This is a genomic window from Paraburkholderia sediminicola, assembly GCF_046027825.1.
Classification (GTDB): Bacteria; Pseudomonadota; Gammaproteobacteria; order Burkholderiales; family Burkholderiaceae; genus Paraburkholderia; species Paraburkholderia sediminicola_D.
Map to the genome: position 1 here is coordinate 24,666 of NZ_JAQQDU010000024.1, position 17,474 is coordinate 42,139.

Below are 17,474 nucleotides of genomic sequence, written 5' to 3' on the forward strand. Positions count from 1 at the left end.
TCGTCGCGCGGTCACGCCTCTGCATCGCTTAGCCGCTTCGTCATAACCCTGTTCAAAGGATCGCGTCATGGACACCAACACGGCCGTGCCGTCGGCGGATGCCGCCGACAACGACGTCAAGCTGTTGCACAAGATGGGCTATGCGCAGGAACTGTCCCGGCGCATGGGGGCGTTCTCGAACTTCGCGGTGTCGTTCTCGCTGATCTGCATTCTGTCGGGCGGCATCACGTCGTTCCAGATGGGTCTGTCGGCAGCGGGCGGGGCGTCGATCGGACTCGGCTGGCCGCTCGGTTCGTTATTCGCGCTAGTGGTTGCGGCGGCGATGGCGCAGATCGCGTCGTCGTATCCGACGGCCGGCGGTCTCTATCACTGGAGTTCGATTCTCGGCGGCAAAATGTGGGGCTGGCTCACCGCGTGGCTGAATCTGCTCGGTCTCGTGTTCGTCGTCGCCGCGATCAATTACGGCACGTACGATCCGTTCTTTCGCACGCTGATCGCGCCGATGTTCGGCGTGAATCCCGATTCGCTCGGCTGGTGGCAGCAAACGCTCTTTCTGACGGTAATCACCGCTTCGCAAGCGTTCCTGAATCATCGCGGGATTCGCATCACCAGCAAGATCACGGACCTGTCGGGTTATCTGATCTTTGTGGTGACGATCATGCTGGTGGTTTCCCTGCTGGTGTATTCGCCGGTCAAGATCGATCTGTCGCGGCTCTATACGTTCACCAACTTCACGGGTGTCGACGGCGGCGCGTGGCCCAAGCAGACCATCGCCATGGCGTTTCTATCAGGTCTGCTGCTGACCGCCTATACGATCACGGGCTTCGATGCTTCCGCGCATACCTCGGAAGAAACGCATCAGGCGGCGCGCAATGTGCCGCGCGGCATTGTCGGCTCCGTGTTCTGGTCGACCACGTTCGGCTACGTGATGGTGTGCGCATTCGTGCTGGTGATGCCGGATATCGGCGCGGGCGTGAAGCAGGGCACGGGGTTCTTCGAAGCGATTCTGGCGCCGATTCCGGGGCCGCTGCGCATTCTGATCGAATTGCTGATGTTCTTCATCAACTACGTATGCGGTCTCGCAGCTGTCACGTCGACCTCGCGCATGATGTTCGCCTTTGCCCGTGACGGCGGCCTGCCTGGCTCGAAGTGGCTGCGCAAAGTGAATGCGGCACACCGCACGCCGGGCGAGGCGATCTGGACCTCGGCGGTGCTGGCGATCGTAGTGACGTTGTACGGCGATGCGTTCACCGTGCTGAGCGCGGGTAGTGCGGTGTTCCTGTTCATCTCCTACGCGATGCCGATTGCATCCGGCATTTTCGCCGAGGGGCGCACGTGGAAGGAAAAAGGGCCGTTCCAGTTGGGCATGCTGTCGAAGCCGTTCGCGGTGGCGGCTGTGTTCGGCGCACTTGTGCTGGCCTATGTCGGCATGCAGCCGCCTAATCAGAAAGTGGTGTACGTACTGGTCGGTTTGCTCGCGGTACTGCTGGCGATCTGGTACGGCGCGGGCGTGCGCAAGAGTTTCGCGGGGCCGCCGATCGGCAAGGTGTCGAAGGAGCGGGAGCGTGAATTGAGCGGGATGGAGGGGCAGTTGGGGGAGAGCTGAGCAAGCTGGCTCGTGCGCTTCATGCCTCAAAAAAACAACGTCAACCGGCCGGGAGGCCGGTTGACGTTTTGACATCTACCGCATGACGTGGCGTTCGCGGATTAGATACCGGTGTATCCCGCCGGAACCGTCGAGTTGGCCTGGGCCACCGACGCGTTGTTCGACACCACATACACCGGCGATTCGGTCAGGTTGAGCGTGAGCGTACCGTTGGTGTAGTTCGCGCTCGACGCATTGCCCATCATGTCGATCACCTTCACTGTGCCGCTCGTGCCAGGCGCATCCACGGTGAGGCTATACGGCACGCTGTAGCTCGAGCTGAAGCCGACGCTCGCGTCCCACACGCTATTGTTGTGGGTCCACAAAGCGGTGATCACCGCACCGTTGCCAACCTGCTGGAACGCGTAGGCGTAGACGCCGGTCGGCGTGCCGTTCACCGCGCCGAGCGTGTGGGTGCCATCGAGCGTGTGCGTCATCGCGCTGATCGCCATCGCGACCGGCTTCGGACTGATGTTCGTCGCGCCGAATGCACCTTGCGCGTCGTTCAGATCGAAGAACGTGCCGTAGCCGACTTCACCTGGGTAGTCCGCGCCATAAAACACGTATGTCTGATCCGCCCCTTCACCCAGCGTGATGATGTGCATGCGCGCCGCGACGGCCGCTTGTGCGTACAACACGTTCGAGGTCGGATAGTTCGGACCATATGAGGTTCCGAGGTCGTAGCTGATGCCGGCTTCCGTCGAGAACAGCTTCATGCCCGGACGGTAATCGGTGGCCATTTCCGCGCGCAGACCGCGCATCTGGCCGCGCAGCGAACCGGAAGCCGTGGACGGATCGGCATCGTAGCGCTCAGGCGGATGAGACGGGGACGTGCCCGCGTCGTAGTAACCGTGCGTGGAGACGGCGTCGATGTATTTGCCGAAGCCGAGCGACGCGATGCGCTGCAGACGCGTCGTGGTCAGGCTCGGGAACGCATCGGTCGGGCCCATCACCACCGCGTTTGGATCGGTCGAATGGATACCTTGATAGACGGACTGATAGAGCGCGACGAAATTGGCGTCCGTGTCAGTCCAGAACTCGTTGGGCTCCCACGTCACCTGATAGTAGTTGGCCGACTGCTGCGGGAAATAGGTCGTGCGGATTGTGTTGGATTCCGTACCGACGCGGCTCATATAGCTTTGATAATACGAAAGACTGGTCGGCACGCTGGTGTCGTCCTGGAACGCGCCGGTGCTGCTCGCCCATGCGGGAATCCCGTCGAGGCGGATCAGGCGCATCACGTTGCCGGTCGTGTAGAACGGATCGAGATTGTTGGCCGCCGGATTAAACGTGTTCGGTCCGTTCGGTTCCATCGTTGAGAGCTGACGGTCGTCGATGGTCGACGAGATACCGAGATCGGCAAGCAGCGGGCCGTTGTCGTTTGCGCCTTGCATGCCGAAGCGGTGCTGCTCCTGATGCGCATAGGTGACGGCAGGCACGACCTGGGCGAGGTTCGGCAGCACGCCGAAAGTCGCGATGCCGACCGGACGCGTGCCGGCTTGCGGCAACTGTCCGCCGTTCTGCGCGAGCGTGCCCGTCGCGGCGAAATAGCCGGCGAGCGTCGAAGTGCAGCTGAGCGTGATGGTCGAGGAACCGTTCGGTACGGGGGTGCTGCCGCTCGCTGCGACCCTGCCGAGGGTGTCCGTGACGGTCCAGTTCAGGGTGTCCGCGGATGAAACGTTGGTGGTGAAGGCGAGCGGGAAGGTGGCGCCGGAAGCGAAGATGCGCGTGCCGTCTGCGCTGGGCGTGTCGGCTGACAGGGCGGCGCTGCCGGAGCCTGCCGAGATGGCCGGCGAGCTACAGCTGAGTGCCGCGACGGTGTTGCCCGCGCCGTTCACGGTTGCGGTGCCGCCGGTGCTGGTGTTTCCTGCCGCGGACAGGTTGGACGAGCCGGATGGGCTGGCGCTTCCGTTTAGCTGGGCGGCTGCGTTGCTGCTGGAGCCGTTACTGCCGCCGCCACCGCCGCAGCCCGCTAGTGCCAGGGAAAGTGTTGAGAGTAGGAGTAGTTGCGATTTCATCAATCTCTAACCAATGCGTGAGCTGAACATTCGTTCGCCTCTTCGCGCGAAGCGCGTCGGGAGACGGAGCGAACATCGGGGTTCAATGGCAAGCCGGCCGATGACCGGGACTTCGACACTTGCCGTCCTGGGCGCGCAACGGTTCGGTTGCGCGAAGGTGATGCCTTCCCGGGTTGTGGGCCCCAAACGCATTTCTCTGCAGAGAAATTCATGTCGTACAAATCCGTGCCGCTCGTCATGGCGGATTTGGCGGAATTGGACGGCCAGGGAAGATGCGACGAAAACAATCAGCGTCTTGAAGAACCGTGCAATTCACATCGCAGTTCTTGAGTTCATGGCGCCGTTCGACGAACTTTTTACTGTCCTGTAAGCAAGACGGGCCCTGATGGGAAGAATCGACCGCAACAATACGCATTAGTATGCTTAAAAGAAGTAACGAGTCGTTACGTATGAACAATAATGCAGTACTAATTGCATCGATCACACCAAAGAATATGTATGGCGAGACTAGTCTTTATCCGCCAAACTGAATTGGGGTCGAAAAGATTTGTAATGGATGCCTAACTAGTCGAATTGGTGCAATCCGCAGAGAAATGGGCGATAGCGCTCATTCCATAGCTGATGGAGCCTTGGAGTTGGCGGGAAAATGCTTGACCTTCGGTGTAAGGTTTCCTCGCGATAGTAGCTTCGCGGCGGAACTGTCGCTGTTTTATGAAAGACGAGGGCGCGTCCCCGAAAGGGGGGCGCCAGATAAACATTGATGGGGTGCCGATGTGTGTTGGGGCCGGTAGTAGCTGGTCGGCATGTCCGTCCGCCGCGCAAAAAAGGGCGGTTATCCAGAGAGATAAATCGTGAGAATTCTTCAGTTGATTCACACACCGCGGCTATCCGGGGCAGAGGTACTCGTAAAAGGGCTCGCGATTCATCATCAACGCGGCGGCCACGAGGTCTGTATTACATCGTTGCTGCCACAGCAGGATGATTTCGCCAACATTCACGCGGAGCTTCAGGCCGCCGGCGTCACCTGCCTGTTCCCGAGCATCCACCACGGCAAGGTGGGCAAACTGCTGCACCTGTATCGCGTGGTGCGTCAGTTCCGTCCCGACTTCATCGTGGCGCACGCCACGCTCGCCGCACTCTATGTGCGTCTTCTGCCTGTGCACACGCCGATTGCCTGGGTGATGCACTCTGGCGTCAACGACTTCGAGAACGGCGCGCTCAAGCAGGCCGAGCGCCTGCTGTCACGGCGGGCGAGAGCGATCATCGGCGTGTCGCAGCAAAATATCGACGACTACCTGCGCGAGATCGGCGAACATCCGGCCATGGTGGTGATCCCGAATGGCGTGGACGCGTCGCTGTTCGCGGAAGATAACGGGACGTCGGCACCGGACGTCGCCGTGCCTGCCAAGCAGATTGTCCAGCTAGGCCGCTATATAGAAGGCAAGCGCCAGGTGGACACGATCCGCGCGTTCGAGCGCGTCGTGCAGAGCGAACCCGAGGCGTCCTTGCTGCTATGCGGAGTCGTCGAGGAGATTCCCTATCATGAGGCGGTGCTGTCGCTCGTTCATCAACTCGGGTTGGACAGCCGCGTGACGGTGTGCGGGCCGCGCTCGGATGTCGCCGCGATCCTTCGCTCCTCGCGTGTCTTTGCCATGCCTTCGCGCTTTGAAGCGCAGAGCATCGGTTTTCTGGAAGCGCTCGCCTCGGGTATTCCTGTCGTCGCGAGCCGGATCCCGTCGTTCGGTTTTGCCAGTGCATTTGCCGGCGTCAATCTTGTCGATACGACCGATCCGGAAGTCTATGGCCGCGCATTGCTCAAGGCGCTCGACATGCCGCGTGCGAACCGGCAACTGGCGGGCTACACGTTGCATGACACGGCAGATCGCTACATGACGATCGCGCGGCAGTTCGTCCAGCCGTTGCGAGTGTCGGCCTGAACTGCCTCGGATCGATCGGCTCGCGCTACTGCGCCAGCCGATCGATCCGCACCGTCTCCGAGAACAGCCCCGGCAGTTCACCGAGATCCTGGGCTGGGCCCAAGGCGAAACCGTTTCCTACCGGATAGCGCGTCAGCGCCGGCGCGCCGCCGGTGAAATAGAAATCGCCGAGTGTCACGTCGGTTCTTCGATAAAGCACGAGCGCCGCATTGCCCTTGTCGCGTACGAAGACCGGGAAGACATCCGACCACGACATGCCCTGCAAGGTCGCTGCCCGGACAGGCACACTCGCCGCATCTGTCGTGTCGAGGGTGGCAATGTCGATCAGCGCGTCGTCGTTCGTGCCGTCGAGACGCGGCGTGAGCAGAATCAGCGTGTTGCTCGCTGTGCCATGCACGGCGCCGACCGTGACCTTGACGAAGTCCGGTAGAACATTCGTCGGCAGTACCCTGCGCTCACCGATTGTCATGCGCGTGCCGTCGTTGGCGATGGGCGTGAGCGCAAACCGTCCGTCCGCACCGTCCAGCCCGACCAGTGACGCACGCGCTGCACCAGCCTGCACCGGCAGAAGATTGACGTTCTGGCGCAGGGTTCTTGCCTGGGCCATCAACGTCGGCGCCGAGCCGGTGGAGCCCGTGGACGACACCGTCCAGAGGTCGAGCCCGCTATCGGCGCGCTTCTGCGCGATCAGCACGCCGGCTCGTCCTGTTCCGCTGAAATCCGCCGCCACATACTGCTGGGTCAGTTCGGGCCTGAACGCACTGCTGGTCTGAAGCCAGAGGCGGGGGGCGTCGAAGCGCTCGCCGGTACTACGAAGCAACCAGAACGCGGTGCCGCCCTGGCGCGCGGTGATGACCATCAAGTCCGCTTTGCCGTTGCCATCGAAGTCGCCGAGCAGGAAGCGGGCGCTGTCGAAGCACAGCGTGTCAGCCGTGCAACTCGGCGCCGCGGCGCGCGGATCGAATGGGACGGTGCTGGCGTACCACAGGGCGGGGCGTGACGCTTTCGCAAGCGACGCCGCATACACGTTGAATCCGGGTCCGTCGTGCTGGCGCTGCACGTAGACGGCGGAAGTCTCGCCTGTGCCGGTGATGTCGCCCGCCATTGCGGTGGCGAGGCGCAGGTCGGTGGCCTGGGTATGTTGCGTGGTTGCCCAACGGTAGCGCGTGGTCAGCGAGGTGCAGCCGCGCATGGTGAGCCTGCCGTCGTTTTCACCGAGGCAATGCCGCAGTGGCGTATAGACGAGACCGAAGTCCCACGGTGTCCAGCGCTGCGCCATGTCCCATTGATCGCAGGCCTCGGAGATCAGATAGCCGTCGCGTTCGGCGACGCATTGCGAAGTCGCGACGCTGACGAGCGCAGCGTTCTGCGTATTGCCGGGATAGACGGTCAGTGGATCCCAGCGCCATTGTTGCGCGGATGAACCCGTGCACGCGGCGAGTGTCGGCGCCTGGCCGCTGCCCGCGGAGGTCAGACAGCGGTTCGCTGCGGCATTGAAGAGTTGAATGGGACGCGCCTGAAAATCCGTGACGCGGTGATCGCTGCGATCGGCAAAGGCATAGCGGCGCGCGACCCAATTTCCGTTCCACTGGAACTCACCGAATACCTCTGGCGATTCGTTGCCGTCGACGGAAAAATAGCTGGCGACAATGTCGCGCTTGCGCTGAACCTCGGCCGCCGGCACGTTGCCCGGCCAGTCGCCGGTTGGATAGGTGATGTGGTACACGATCGGCACGCTTTTGTCCAGCGTCTGGGCGACGTGGCGTGTGATGCGCGCGGAGTAGATGTGATCGGGATGCTCAAGAAACGGTACGGTGTCCGGATTGAGCGTGTAGATTTGCGACGCCTCGGCGAGTATCGTTTTCAGTGTGGCCGACAGCGAGGCCCGATCGTATTGCACACGCACGGTACCGTCGGCGTTCATCGGATAGGTGGAGAGCGTGGCGTGCTGTTCCCACAAAAGGCCAAGCGGTACGCGGCCGCCACGCACGGCGCCGCCGGGCAGCCGGAATTCGAGCAGACGGACCTGCGGTTTCGCCTTCAGCACCATTTGATGCACGAGCTTCCCGGCGATCGGAATATTCGTTTCGATCCATTCGTCGGGCACCCCCGCCATGCGCGCATAAGCGAGCCGCGAAGCCCGCTCGCGAGTCTGCACGTAGGTGAAATCCGCACCGTTGGCGCCGCCGATCAGATGCACCGTGGTGATGCACCAGCCTGCGTCGAGCCGTTCGCTGATGGCGGGGTCCACGAAGAGGAGATCGTCATCGAGGTGGGCGACGACCGTGACCAGGGTGCCGGCGCTGCAATTGGACGCGCGGGCCGAGCCGGGCAGGAAAGCGAAGAAAAGTAGCGCTAGAAAAGCAATCGATGAATCGCGAACGAGTCTGGATGCCGATGATCGCATGTTGATTCGAGCCCTGGAGGTGAGCTCGATCATACTGTATCGACGTGGGCCGCCACGTTGGCGAACTCACAGTGGGCATCACTTTGCGCACAGGCAGAGGGGGCATGCCGACGCCGTGGGAGGCGCTAATGCTGACAGTAGCGCCGACAGTAACCTTGACGCTGACGCTAGCGGAAATAAGCCTTGGTGTTCTCGTGAACATCAGCGTGCGCGAGCAGCGCCGAAGGCGCGAGCCAGAGATATTCGCTGTGCTGGTCGAGCCGGCCGACGGAGACGGTGCTGGTGAACTGCAGCGCATAGGCGAGCACGATGTAGTGCGTCGACACGTCAGGTTCGGCGGCGAAGTTGTCCTGATAGTGGTGCTCGAAAACGCCTTCGAAGCGTGCAGCCGAGCGTGCCAGTTTCGCGATGCCCAATTCGGCGTCGGCAATGCGTGCGAACGCTGCGTCGAGCGTTTCGTCTTTAAGAATGCGCCCGCCAGGCACAAACCATGTGCCGCGCGCAGGGCGATTGCGACGATGGCCGATCAGCACGCGGCCATCGGCGTCGCTGACGATCAGATCGATCGCGACCAGCGGCGTCAGACGCACCACGTCCAGGAAATCGATCTCGGTCAGCATGTCATCTCCCGTGGGGCGTGCACCGTTTGAGTGCGCGGTGATCCTGAATGCGCTAATAGTCGGGAGGGTGTCCATCGTTCCGGGTGAGGCGATTTGAGACATTCGCCAGCAGCAGGGCGACCAGCACCGCGCCGACCGTCGCGAAGATAAACGCCCCGGCCATCGCGGCTAGCACCATCATGGTCCATGCGAGGCCGCTCATCTCTTGGCTCCAGCGCGTTGATGTACATGCGAACCAGCACCCGTTTGGATTCTACGTGCGCGAAAAACGGCTTGCCCTGTCACATCACGCCGAAGTATCGGTACATCGCGACAGCGAGTGGAGTCTGTCGAAATGCCGACGGCGGCCACGACACGCACACCGCACAGATGCGGCCCATCTAGCGAGGAACGTAACCTTCCGGGGTCATGACCACGTCCTTGAACACGCCGGCGTTGTCGGAGACCACATAGATGGGCGTCGGCGACAGCTTGAGGCTCGCGACACCGTCGCGATACGGCAGGGTCGACGCGTTACCCATCATGTCGAATGCCGTCACTTCGCCCGACGTGCCTGGCGCGTCGACCCGCAGACGATAGTCCGCACTCTGGGTCGCGCTAAAGCCGGTTTTGGCGTTCCATGCGTCGTTGTCATGCGTCCACAGCGCGGTCACGATTTTGCCGCCGCCGAGCCGGCGGAATGCGTACGCGTAAACGCCTTTTGGCAAATTCCTCAGCGGCCCGAGCGTATCCGTTCCGTCGATGATCCGCGTCATTGCCGCCACCGCGAGCGCGGCAGGTTTGGGGCTGATGCGGGTCGGGCCGTAGGCGCCATCCGGATGATCGAGTTCGAAGAAAATTCCGTAGCCTGGCGCGGCGTCCGGCATGTCTGCGAGGTAGAACACATAGGTCATGTCCGCGCCTTCGCCGAGCAGGATGAGGTGCGTGCGCGCCACCACCGCGGCTTGTGCATACAGCACATTCGCGCTCGGGTAGTTCTTGCCATACGCTTGACCGATGTCGTAGCTGATACCGGTTTCGGTGACGAACAACGGCGCGCCGGGCTTCAGGTATTGATGCAGCTCATGGCGCAGCGCGCGCATCGCGGCGGGCAGCGCGCCTTGCACGGTGCCAAGATTGCCAGGGTCGGCGACGCGCTCGGGCGGATGCGACGGCGTCGTGCCGATGTCGTAATACCCGTGAACGGTCATGCCGTCCATATAGCGGCCGATCCCGAGCGGGCCGAGACGGCGCATCTTCTCGACATTGACCTGCACCGAGGCGTACGTCACCCCCATGACCACGGCGTGCGGGTCCGTCTGATGAATGCCCTCCCAGACCGCCTTGTACATCGCGACGAAATTCGCGTCTGTATCGCGCCATGGCAGGCCGCCATCGGCGTCCGGCTCCCACGTCACCTGATAGTAGTTGTCGCGCTGTTTGGGGAAGTAGGTCAGCCGCGTGCGGTTGGACTCGGTGCCGACTTTGGCCATGTAGTCCCGCATCTGCGCGAGCGAGGTCGGCGCGTAGCTGTGCGTCTCTTTGCCGGTCGGGCTTGCCCACTGAGGAATGCCGTCGAGCTGGATCAGGCGCATGATGTCGCCGCGCCGGAAGTAGGGGATCAACTGCTTGCTCGCGGGATCGAAGGTGCCCGCGTTTTTCGGCTCTTCCATATACCAGTTGCGGTTGTCGTTCGCCCACGAAAGCCCGAGCGCCGTATAGACCGGCCGATAGCCGTCGCCGTCGCAGCAATGCTGCCCGGGCGCAAGGTAGGCGGTACCCTGTCCGCCGAATCGATGCAGGTCTTCATAGGGGAAGCGTACGGTCGGTAACGCAGCGGAGGTGTCAGGCAGTACGCCGAAGGTGGCGATGCCCGCAGGACGTGTGCCGCGCGATTCGAGCTGGCCGTGCGCGCGTTCCAGAGACGCGGAGACGGCGAAGTAGCCGGCAACGGTCGACGCGCAACTGAGCGTCGATAGCGTGGCGCCCGCCGCAACGGGGAAGCGGCCGCTGGCGCGTACGGCATTCCAGCTATCGCGGATCTGCCAGTTGAGCGTGTCGCTTTGCGTCGGACGTGTGATGAAGACGAGCGCGAACGGTTTGTCCGCGGCGAACAGGCGCGTGCCGTCGCTCGGCGTATCCGCTTCCAGCAGATCGCCGTCTGCGGCCGCGCGTACCTGTGAGGTGGGCGCGGTGCAGCGCAGGCCCTGTCCGGGCGGCGCCTTCAATGCAGTGGGGGCGGTGGCTGTCGATTCCGGTGCGGCGGCTGGCGCGTTGCTCTGGTTCGTCGCAGCCGCCCTCGCTGCCGTGCCCGCATCGGCCGCAGTAACCGCAACCGCGCAACGCTTCTCCACACCGGGCGCCGGATCGCCGAACACACCGTTATTGCAATCGGCGCTGTTCGAAAACGTCTTCACTACATGCTGCGCGACTGTGCCGTACAGCACGTCACGCGTGCCGGTGAACCGGCAGGTGCCGTACTCCGTCGCGCAGGGTGTCCACTTTCTGCCGTCGACCGTTAGATCGGCGGGGCCCGTGCTGTCCGGACCGGCTGCCGCTGCTGTTGTGCTGCAGGGGGCGGCGGCGAGGCCTAGCAGGATAAACGCCGCTGCCGAGGCAGCAACGCGCAGCGCTAACCCCTGAGTGGCGAAGGCGCCGGCGAGTGGTCGCGGCGCGCGATATTCACGTACATTCGACATGTGTTCCCCGTGTCGTCCGACGTATAGGTTCCGGCGACAAGGCGTCGCTGAATTGCTAGTTGACCAGGCCAGACCCGCCTCAGGCTACCTCGCATCGTAATGTGTTGCGGAAACCGCATAGGCTATTTCCGCAATTGAATGGCGGAATCGTACCGGCTCTCATCCGACAGAATCCGTCATTGGCGCGCCTATTGCCGGGCGGGCTAAAGTTGTCTTATTGCCGTGTTTCACGTTTGAAACATTAATCGTCCTGTTTATATTCTCCAGATCCAATAACAACGAATTAAATAATTTTGTCGCTCAAAAAGTGCTTATATTGGAGCCTGTTTTACATGTCTCTGCCGACCGAATATATCGTCAGAAGAAAGCCCTTTGGGCATCTGGTAAAAGCAGCGGCTGGTAGGTGCAGGGCGGCTGCGCTCATTCTGGCGACGTGATGGGAAGAAGTCACTTCAAATCTGCGGAATGGCGGGTGGATCAAATTGCAACTCAAGCATTTCGAGTAGCGATTGTATGTGTGCCAGCGCACGAAAAAATGCATTAACTGGCATTAAGATTCGCAGAACGTAAATCCATTCATATGCAGAATCGGCAATTAATTCGTTGAAAAAACCGTAGTGGCGGGATTGTTCTGAAAATGATTGGCCGGCCACCATATCAAAACGCCAACATGTCTGCAGTTTCGGTCATGGCGGCTAAATGCTTGATTGCGGATGGCTATGATGCACTGCACAGAGCATCCCTCTGTGTAGGCGTTCAAGGTTGAAAAATCGATCCGTTTTCTGGTGAGAGGATGACTATGACCTGCGCGAGTCTCGAGTCTGCAATGCTGCGCTGGGTGCATGCACCGAACAAGGGTATGCGTCGCATCGCAATACTGATGTTCAACGACTGCTCCCTGCAGGGCGCGGGCGTGGTTGCCGAGGTGTTCCAGGCAGCGAACGAGCTGGCATCGTCCGGCTCGGGCGGCTGGTTGTATGACGTTTCCTTCCTGTCGGCCGACGGCGGCATGGTGACCTCGTCGTCCGCACTGCGGGTCTGGACTGACGGACTTGACGCGCGGCATTACGGCGGCTTCGACGCGCTGTATGTCGCCGGTGGTAAAGGTGCGTTCGCCGCAGCCGGCGACGAGCGGCTGATCGCCTGGTTACGGCGCGTTCGCCGCAATACCGGCATGATCCGGCCGATCGCGGAAGGGCGCGCGTTGCTCGAGGCGGCCTATGTGCCGGACAGTAAGGAAAGCGGCGATTTTCGCCAGCAGCAGCCGATGCCGTCGCGCCAGGCCGAGCAGAACGGCGATGCGGGCGACAGGCTCGAATCGATGAGAAGCGCGCTTGCCATGATCAAGCGCGACCTTGGCGGCGCGGCTGCCCGCACGGTGGCTGAGCGCCTGCTCGCCGACTCGTGCTCGAACCTCGCACCGCTGCTTGGCGAAGACGGTGGGTTGAGTCCTGGCGACAAAGTGCGCGCGGCGGCACGCTGGCTGCAAGAGAATTGTCAGCAGTCCATTTCGATTGCCGATGCGGCCCAGTTTGCCGCGATGAGCGAGCGCAACTTCCTGCGCCGCTTCAAGATGGAAATGGGTATCACGCCCTCGAGTTTCCTGTTGCATGAGCGCCTTGCGGTGACCTGCAGCCTGCTGACCGAGTCGGAATTGCCGGTGGACAAGATTGCCCGGCGTACCGGCATGGGTAACGGTGACCGCCTTGCGAAGGTCTTCCGCAAGCGGATGAGAATTTCTCCTACTGAGTTCCGGATTCAAAGCCGCCGCATGGTCGGCGAATAGCGTACGCGACCGCGAGCCGGCTGACCGCGCCCACCACGCAGTCGTTTCACGCAGTGCTTCGGTAAATATTTCGTTGATCTCACAGAATTATAAGGAATGCGAATATGTTGACTCAGGGAGCTGTGAGCGCTACGTCGGTGAACCCGGGCGGCGCTGGTGCCGGGACTGCTGGCGCGCATTGCGCGCGCATCGTTCCGGTCATTCTTGCCGGCGGTTCCGGCACGCGGTTGTGGCCGCTTTCGCGTGAAAACTATCCGAAGCAACTGATCGACGTCGTCGGCTCCGACTCGCTGCTGCAGGCAACCGCACGGCGTATGGACGGATTTCCCGCCGGCTGGAACGTGGACGTGTCGCCGGTCATCGTGTGCGGCGAAGAACACCGGTTTGTGATTACCGAACAACTTCTTGCAAACGGCATGGCCGCGCGTCTGATCGTCGAGCCTGCCCGGCGCGATACGGCGCCGGCGTTGACGCTCGCGGCGTCGCTCGCGTGCGCGGATGGCGACGACGCGATTCTCATCGTCATGCCGGCCGACCACTCGATTGCGGATGTGCCCGCGCTGCAAGCCGCGCTGGAATGTGCTGCCAGGTATGCGGAACGGGGCGCAATCGCCACGCTGGGTGTGCCGCCCACGCGCCCGGATACGGGATTTGGCTATATCCGCATCGGCGCGCCATTGGCGGATGGGGGCAACGCGATCGACGGCTTCGTCGAAAAGCCGGCTGAGGAAATCGCCGCGCAGTACGTCGCCGCGGGCACTTACTGGTGGAACGCGGGGATCTTTGTCGTGCGGGCGCGCGTGTGGCTCGACACGTTAAAACGCCTGCAGCCCGAGATGCACGCGGCCTGCGAGCGTGCATTCGTGGAGGGCCGCACCGAAGGTGCGTATTTCCGTCCGCTGGTGGACGCTTTCCTGAGTTCGCCCGCCGACTCGATCGACTACGCAGTGATGGAGCGTCTGACGGACGTGAGCGACGCAGGCCCCGTGGACGCCACGGACGAGGCGGCTGCGACCCATGGCACTGATCCGCAACGGGCCGGCGCGAATCCGTCCGGCGTGGTCGTGCGACTCGATGCCGGCTGGTCGGATCTCGGCTCCTGGGACGCCGTCTGGGCTGCGATGGAGAAGGACGCCAACGGCAACGCCGGGCGCGGCCGCGTGGCGTTCGAAGGGGCGGTGTCGAGCTACGCGCACTCCGAAGGCCGGCTCGTCGCCTGTGTCGGCACGACCAATGTGGTGGTCGTAGAAACGGCAGACGCCGTGCTGGTGGTCGACCGTTCGCACGTGCAGGACGTCAAGGGTCTCGTGTCACGCATCAAGGCGCAGCACGCACCCGAGGCCGATGCGCATCGCAAGGTGCGCCGCCCATGGGGCTTCTACGATTCCATCGACCACGGCGAACGCTTCCAGGTGAAGCGCATCGTCGTCACGCCGGGCGCGAAGCTGTCGCTGCAATTGCATCACCACCGGGCCGAACACTGGGTCGTCGTGCGCGGCACGGCGCTCGTCACGCGCGGCGAAGAGCAGTTCCTGCTGAGCGAAAACGAATCGACCTACATCCCGCTCGGCACCCGTCACCGGCTCGAGAATCCCGGCAAAGTGCCGCTCGAAATCATTGAAATCCAGTCAGGCACCTATCTCGGTGAAGACGACATTGTGAGGTTCAACGACAACTACGGCCGCTGCCCCTAACAGCGCGTCCGGATTCATTTGCGGAAAAGAACGACCGGTAAGAACGAGGTAAGCAAAATGCGCAAGTTTCAGGATTTGCTCGCGCGAGTTTTCGATGTCGCGTTGGTGCTCGCGGGTGCGGCGGTGGCGTCGCAGATCCGCTTTGATTACCTCGCTCAATCCGGGTTCTATTGGGCGCTGGTGATGTTTTCCGCTGCTTTCGCGCTGGCCATCTTTCCAGCCTTCGGCGTGTATGAGTCATGGCGCGGCCGCTCCAAACTCGCGCTGGCCGGTCAGGTGTCGCTCGCATGGTTGATGGTGCAGGGCAGTGCGCTTGTGCTGATGTATTCGTTGCACCGCATCGACTTCGTGTCGCGGCTGTGGTTCTCGTACTGGACCGCGGTGACGGGCGGCCTGCTGATCGCTTACCGGCTGATCACGCATGTCGTGCTGGCGCGCGCGCGCAGCGCTGGCTTGAACCTGCATCAGGTCGCGATTGTCGGCAGCGGCTCGCAATGCGACGCGCTCATTCGCCGGATCGAATCGGAGCCCGGCACAGGCTTTCGCGCCACGGCTGTCTACAACACGCGCCCGGATGTGTCTGCTGTTTCAAGCATGCGGGTGCCTGTCTGCGAGACGGTGGATGCGCTTGCCGACTACATTCGCACCAACGATGTGCACGAGCTTTGGCTCATGTTGTCGCTCGCCGAAGAGCCCCTGATCTGCAAGCTGATCAGCGAGTTTCGCGACGATCTGGTGAATATCCGTTTCATGCCGGACGTGCGCAGCATTGCGTTGTTCGACGGCAGCGGCGTGATCGATCTGCTCGGCGTGCCGGCGATCAATCTCGTGGCGTCGCCGCTGTCGGCCAGTTCGATGCTGAAGAAGGAAATCTTCGACCGCCTGTTCGCCGCGACGGCGTTGATCGGCCTCGCGCCGATCCTGCTCGCTATTGCGATTGCCGTGAAGCTCTCGTCGCGTGGCCCGGTGCTCTTCAAGCAGAAGCGTAAAGGCGCGGACGGCCGCGTTTTCACGATCTACAAATTCCGCTCGATGCGTGTGCATACCGAGCCAAAAGGCACGCTCAGGCAAGCGACGCGCGACGATCCGCGCGTCACGCGAGTCGGCGCATTTCTACGCCGCACGAGCTTTGACGAACTGCCGCAATTCTTCAACGTGTTGCGTGGCGACATGTCGGTCGTCGGACCGCGTCCCCATGCGCTCGAGCACGACGACCTCTATCAGAAAGTGGTCGCCGGCTACATCAATCGCTATCGGATCAAGCCGGGCATTACAGGCTGGGCGCAGATCAACGGCTTTCGTGGCGAAACCGACCGCATCGAGAAGATGGAGCGTCGCGTCGAACATGACCTGTACTACCTGGGGCATTGGTCGTTCGCGCTCGATATGCGGATTATCGGCGCGACGATTGTCGCCGCACTGGTGCGTCGAAACGCTTACTAAGTAGTTAACAAGCACGCTGGGCGCTACCTCCCCCGAGGATGCCCTGGCGCAAGGAGGAAACACCATGAGCTCGCTTGGTTTACGCACGGGAAGTCTCGTGATTTTCACAGCTACAGCACTGCTTTCCGGATGCGGGGAAGTACCGGGTCAAAGGATGATTACGCCAGCCGCGCTTCAGGACACCGGCGGGGATTACAGCACGGAAGCGTCGCAGCAACAGCAGATACCGATTACCGATATCAACCTCGCGCTGCTGCGCAAGATGAACCAGGCGCAGACATCCTCACAGCTCCCACAAGAGACGCTCGCGCTGTTCGGCAAACCGACTGCGTACAAGGTCGGCCCCGGCGACGTGCTGCAGATCGTCGTGTGGGATCACCCGGAACTCGCCGCTGCCCTTGGCCAGCCCGCGCAGAACACGAAAACGACCGATGCCGCGCCCGGTTTTCTGATCGACGAAAACGGCGACATCCAGTTCCCGTACGCAGGCACGGTGCATGTGGCAGGCAGAGACGTCGCATCGATCCAGAAGGAGCTGCATAAGCGCCTGAGCAACGTGTATCAGAAGCCTGAGGTGACAGTGCGGGTGGCCTCGTTCCGGAACGCGCAGGTTTATGTCGACGGCGAAGTACGGACCCCCGGCGCGCAGTCGGTCACCGACATCCCGCTGTCGCTGACGAGCGTGATCGGCCAGGGTGGCGGCTTTACCGCGAATGCGGATCGCAGCCGGGTGGAATTGATCCGTAATGGCGTCACCTATCAGCTCAACGTGTCCGACCTGATCAAGCGCGGCCGCAATCCGTCGGACATCTACCTTCAGGCCGGCGACATGGTGCGGGTGGCTTCGCGCGAAGACAGCGGCGTGTATGTGATGGGCGAGGTCAACAAGCCGGCGACCATCGTGCCGATGCCTAACGGTTCGATGACGCTTTCGCAGGCCCTTTCCGACAGCGGCAGCTTCGATTCGAACACGGCGGCGGCAAGACAGTTGTTCGTGATCCGCAATTCGACAAGCGACTCGCCGCAGGTCTACCACCTCGATGCAACCTCGCCGGTGTCCATGCTGCTCGCCAATCAGTTCGAGCTCCAGCCGAAGGACGTCGTGTATGTCGGTCAGGGCGGGCTGGTCCGCTTCAACCGTGTGTTGAACCTGCTGCTGCCGGCGATCAATGCGGCTGTGACGGGCGCCGTTCTTGCGAAATAACAACCGTGCAACTTGACCTTGAACCGCCGGGCTTTGTTGGGT

12 protein-coding genes are annotated in these 17,474 nt (G+C 62.1%); 6 read left to right on the forward strand and 6 right to left on the reverse strand.

Annotated features, from left to right (window positions below):
* Positions 1-67: 67 nt before the first annotated feature.
* The gene (locus PQQ96_RS15470; RefSeq protein ID WP_408293187.1) at positions 68-1,606 is read left to right on the forward strand and encodes an amino acid permease; all 1,539 of its coding nucleotides are present in this window, start codon (positions 68-70) and stop codon (positions 1,604-1,606) included.
* Between the two features lie 101 nt (positions 1,607-1,707).
* On the opposite strand, the gene PQQ96_RS15475 is transcribed toward PQQ96_RS15470, so the two are convergent.
* Positions 1,708-3,663 (reverse strand): hypothetical protein, encoded by a 1,956-nt coding sequence (locus tag PQQ96_RS15475; RefSeq protein ID WP_408293190.1) that lies wholly within the window; start codon positions 3,661-3,663, stop codon positions 1,708-1,710.
* Positions 3,664-4,514: 851 nt separating this feature from the next.
* Here PQQ96_RS15475 and PQQ96_RS15480 point away from each other — a divergent pair.
* Positions 4,515-5,600, forward strand: a complete 1,086-nt coding sequence (locus PQQ96_RS15480) for a glycosyltransferase family 4 protein (RefSeq protein WP_408293193.1) — start codon at positions 4,515-4,517, stop codon at positions 5,598-5,600.
* Between the two features lie 25 nt (positions 5,601-5,625).
* Here PQQ96_RS15480 and PQQ96_RS15485 read toward each other — a convergent pair whose 3' ends face one another.
* The 5 genes from PQQ96_RS15485 to PQQ96_RS15505 form a co-directional block, all read right to left on the reverse strand.
* Complete coding sequence (locus PQQ96_RS15485; protein WP_408293196.1) at positions 5,626-8,007, reverse strand: ricin-type beta-trefoil lectin domain protein; 2,382 nt, start codon at positions 8,005-8,007, stop codon at positions 5,626-5,628.
* Positions 8,008-8,174: 167 nt separating this feature from the next.
* Entirely contained in the window at positions 8,175-8,627 is a 453-nt protein-coding gene (locus PQQ96_RS15490; RefSeq protein WP_408293199.1) for a GDP-mannose mannosyl hydrolase, read from the reverse strand.
* A gap of 52 nt (positions 8,628-8,679) precedes the next feature.
* Complete coding sequence (locus PQQ96_RS15495; RefSeq protein ID WP_408293202.1) at positions 8,680-8,829, reverse strand: hypothetical protein; 150 nt, start codon at positions 8,827-8,829, stop codon at positions 8,680-8,682.
* A 178-nt stretch (positions 8,830-9,007) separates the two neighbouring features.
* The gene (locus PQQ96_RS15500) at positions 9,008-11,305 is read right to left on the reverse strand and encodes a hypothetical protein (RefSeq protein ID WP_408293205.1); all 2,298 of its coding nucleotides are present in this window, start codon (positions 11,303-11,305) and stop codon (positions 9,008-9,010) included.
* Positions 11,306-11,757: 452 nt separating this feature from the next.
* Positions 11,758-11,961, reverse strand: coding sequence for a hypothetical protein (locus PQQ96_RS15505; protein WP_408293208.1), 204 nt, complete (start codon positions 11,959-11,961; stop codon positions 11,758-11,760).
* 143 nt (positions 11,962-12,104) lie between these two features.
* Here PQQ96_RS15505 and PQQ96_RS15510 point away from each other — a divergent pair, with 143 nt between their 5' ends.
* From PQQ96_RS15510 to PQQ96_RS15525, 4 genes are all read left to right on the forward strand, one after another.
* Positions 12,105-13,091, forward strand: a complete 987-nt coding sequence (locus tag PQQ96_RS15510) for a helix-turn-helix domain-containing protein (protein ID WP_408293319.1) — start codon at positions 12,105-12,107, stop codon at positions 13,089-13,091.
* A gap of 104 nt (positions 13,092-13,195) precedes the next feature.
* Positions 13,196-14,785 (forward strand): sugar phosphate nucleotidyltransferase, encoded by a 1,590-nt coding sequence (locus PQQ96_RS15515; protein WP_408293211.1) that lies wholly within the window; start codon positions 13,196-13,198, stop codon positions 14,783-14,785.
* A 57-nt stretch (positions 14,786-14,842) separates the two neighbouring features.
* Positions 14,843-16,228 (forward strand): undecaprenyl-phosphate glucose phosphotransferase, encoded by a 1,386-nt coding sequence (locus tag PQQ96_RS15520; protein WP_408293214.1) that lies wholly within the window; start codon positions 14,843-14,845, stop codon positions 16,226-16,228.
* Between the two features lie 64 nt (positions 16,229-16,292).
* Positions 16,293-17,432: a polysaccharide biosynthesis/export family protein gene (locus PQQ96_RS15525; protein WP_408293217.1), complete on the forward strand. Its 1,140-nt coding sequence runs from the start codon at positions 16,293-16,295 to the stop codon at positions 17,430-17,432.
* Positions 17,433-17,474: the final 42 nt, after the last annotated feature.